General features: G+C 70.4%; 4 protein-coding genes. 3 read left to right on the forward strand and 1 reads right to left on the reverse strand.

Going from position 1 to position 3,163, the window contains the following annotated elements; genetic code table 11:
• The coding region (locus ACTQWE_RS10080; RefSeq protein ID WP_441921684.1) for a zinc-ribbon domain-containing protein at nt 1–250 on the forward strand (250 nt) is incomplete at its 5' end.
• Between the two features lie 128 nt (nt 251–378).
• On the opposite strand, the gene ACTQWE_RS10085 is transcribed toward ACTQWE_RS10080, so the two are convergent.
• Nucleotides 379–1,758 (reverse strand): Na+/H+ antiporter NhaC family protein, encoded by a 1,380-nt coding sequence (locus ACTQWE_RS10085; protein WP_441921686.1) that lies wholly within the window; start codon nt 1,756–1,758, stop codon nt 379–381.
• A gap of 182 nt (nt 1,759–1,940) precedes the next feature.
• On the opposite strand from ACTQWE_RS10085, the gene ACTQWE_RS10090 reads away from it, so the two are divergent.
• Both ACTQWE_RS10090 and ACTQWE_RS10095 read left to right on the forward strand, forming a co-directional pair.
• A complete protein-coding gene (locus ACTQWE_RS10090) occupies nt 1,941–2,894 on the forward strand; it encodes a LysR family transcriptional regulator (RefSeq protein ID WP_441921688.1) in 954 nt (317 codons plus the stop codon).
• Nucleotides 2,894–3,163, forward strand: a 270-nt coding sequence (locus ACTQWE_RS10095) for a hypothetical protein (RefSeq protein WP_441921690.1), incomplete at its 3' end; no start/stop codon positions are given. The genes ACTQWE_RS10090 and ACTQWE_RS10095, both read left to right, overlap by 1 nt.

Genomic DNA, 3,163 nt, shown 5'->3' on the forward strand with positions numbered 1-3,163 from the left:
ACGGGCGCCTGCGCCGACCGCTCCTGCGGCCCAGGCGCCCGTCGCGCCGGAGCCCGAGCCCGCCGCCGAGTCCGACGCCTTCGAGTCCGCGCCCACGACGGTGCTCGACCGCGGCGACCAGGCGCCCGCGGACCCCGCTCCCGTGGCGCCCACGGAGGTCGTGCACAAGGCATCGTTCTGCCCCAACTGCGGCGCGCCCGTCGAGCCGGGCGACCGCTTCTGCGGGGAGTGCGGCCACAAGCTTGACTAAGCCAGCCCGGCAGGCCAGCCATCGCGCGTAACAAGAGGCGTCCCCGACCACTGCTCGTTGGTCGGGGACGCCCTCGTATGTGCCGCACGTCCGGGGGGATTCGGACGCGGGTGCGCGGTTCTTCTCGCCTACGCGGCGGTCGCCAGGCGGCGCGCGTCGTCGCGGCGGTCAAGGCCCAGCAGGCGCGCCGTGTGCGTGTCGCTGAAGCCGGCGTGGGAGTGCTGGTACATGGAGATCGCGAGCGTCCACAGGGGGATGAGGACGCTGAGGCAGTTCCAGAGGATGCTCGTCATGGGCATGCCCACGAACGCGACAATGCCGACGCACGAGGTGGACCAGGGGATGACGGACGGGATGATGGCGGCGCTGTTCTCGAGGTCGAGCGCGAGCGCGGAGCCGTCGCGCTCCGTGCCCTCGCACAGCTGGCACGTGAGCATGAGCGCCACGACCTGGTCGCACGCGATGACGCACGTGGCGATGCTCGTGAGCAGCACGCTCGCGAACGGGGTGGAGTGGCGCGCGACCTTGTCGACGTAGTCGCGCAGGCCCAGGAGCAGGCCGGTCTCGCGGAAGATGCCGGAGTACGTGGACGCCACGCCCACGATGAGGGCGATGTCGAGCATCGAGATCACGCCGCCGCCGTTGACCATGCGCGCGATGGCCATGTTCTTGCAGCGGTAGCCGAAGACCAGGATGGCCGGGAGCTCCGCGACGCTTACGTGCTGCACGAAGACGCAGACGAGAAGGGCGGCCACCAGGCTCGCGACCATGGTCCGTTTGACGCTCACCTTGAGCAGGGACAGAACGAGGATGAGGACGGTGGGCACGATCACGACCCAGCCGAGGTCGAACGAAGACGCGAACGAGCCGGCGAACGACGGTCTCATGGCGGTGCCGGAGCTGGTCATGCCCGCGATGCCGTACACGACGCAGCACAGCGCGAACGGCACGGCGCCGGTGCGGACCATGCGGCGCACGTTGTCGAACACCTGCGTCTTGGTGATGCTCGCGACGAGCGCGGCGGAGGAGGACATGGGCGAGCAGCGGTCGCCCACGAACGCGCCGGCGAGGATGGCGCCGCCCACCAGCGCGACGTCCGCCTTCATGGCGGTGGCGATCGTCATGCAGATGACGCCGACCGTGGCGGCCGCCGCGTACGAGCTGCCCACGAGCATGGACATGCCGGACGTGAGCAGGAAGCTGAGAAGGACGAGGTTCCTGGGGCTCACGAGCGTGGCGGACCAGCAGGTGATCGCCGGGATGGTGCCGGCGGCGCGCCAGCTTGCGGTGAGGGCGCCGATGAGCACGAAGAGCGTGAGCACGCTGCCGACGGACCTGAGGCCGCCGACCGCCATGCGCGCCACGTCCCGCACGGAGAAGCCGCGCCACAGGCCGTAGCTCGCAAACAGGAGCATGCCAAACACCAGCAGGGGCAGAAGCGGCGCCCCCAGCACGATGCCCGCCAGAAGCACCAGCGCAAACGTAAGAAGAATGCCTGCCTCGACCATGTTGCCGCTCCCCGCAGCCCAAGGCGCGCCGGTCCGCCGGCGCGCACCACCCTGTATGCGGCACTTAGGTTAGGGGGGTCACACGCGTAAGTCCAACTGTTATTATCGGTATACGATACAAGAGAAACTTGTGATACGGCCCGCGCGTGCGCGAGGCCACGGGGCGGGGGAGGGCGAGGCCCATGAACTTCTCGACCATGGACTACTTCGTGGCGCTTGCGGAGGAGAAGAGCTTCACCAAGGCGGCCGAGCGGCTGTCCGTGACGCAGCAGACGCTGTCCGCGCACATCGCGGGCGTGGAGGCGGAGCTGGGCGTCAGGCTGGTGAACCGCAAGGTGCCGCTGACGCTGACGTACGCGGGCGACGTGTTTCTGGGCTACGCGCGGCGCTTTCAGGCGCTGCGCCGCACGATGGGGCAGGAGTTCCTGGACATATCGCGCGACGAGCGCGGCCTTCTGGGCGTGGGCGTGGCCAGCACCCGCGGCCACATGCTGATGCCCGCCACGATCGCGCGCTTCCAGAGCGAGCACCCCGGCATCAACGTGCTGCTGCACGAGTCCGAGAACCAGGAGCTGGTGAGCCTTCTGAAGGAGGGGCGCGTGGACCTGGCCGTGGCGACGGTGCCGGACGACGAGCCCGGCCTGCAGGTGCGCAGGCTGTGCCGCGAGAAGATCGTGATGCTCGTGGCGGAGGGTCTCTTGCGGGACGTGTGCGACAACGTGGACGAGGCCGTGCGGGAGGCGGGCCGCGGCAACATGGCGCCGCTTTCGCGCTGCCCGTTCATGATGCTGGGCAAGGCGGACGAGCCGGGGGCGCTCTCGCGGCGACTGCTGGAGCGCTCCGGCGTGCGGCCATGGGTGCGCGTGTACTCCAAGAACTCCGAGACGCTGATCGACCTGGCGGCGCGCGGCATGGGCGCCTGCTTCGTGCCGCGTGCGCTTGCGATGCGCGCCATGAGCGACCACCCGGACGCCCGCCTGCGCGCCGTGGGCCTGGGCGACGAGGCGACCATAACCATAAGCGCGGCGTGGAGGGACTCCGACCACGTGTGGAGCGTGATCCTGGCGTTCTACGAGCTGCTGGCCGCGGAGCTCGCCGGCGGCGAGAGCGCGATGCTCGGCCTGGAGGAGGCGTGATGGCGGCCGGGGCGCGCGGCGCGCACGACGCCGGCGCTCAGAGAGTGGCCGACGGGCTCGCGACGTACCTGGACGCGGCGGACGGCTCGGGCGGGCAGGCGCGGCAGGTGCGCTACCGCGTGGAGGCCGCATGCACGGCGCAGGGGCTGCTCGCGTCGCTCGTGCGCTCGAAGCCCGTGGTGGCGCGCGCGTTTGGGGCCGGCGCGCTCGTGCGTGGGGGCGCGGCGCTGCTGTCTCTTATACACATCTCCGAGCCCACGAGACCCAAT

The organism is Parafannyhessea sp. LCP19S3_B1, assembly GCF_052121955.1.
Taxonomy (GTDB): Bacteria; Actinomycetota; Coriobacteriia; order Coriobacteriales; family Atopobiaceae; genus Parafannyhessea.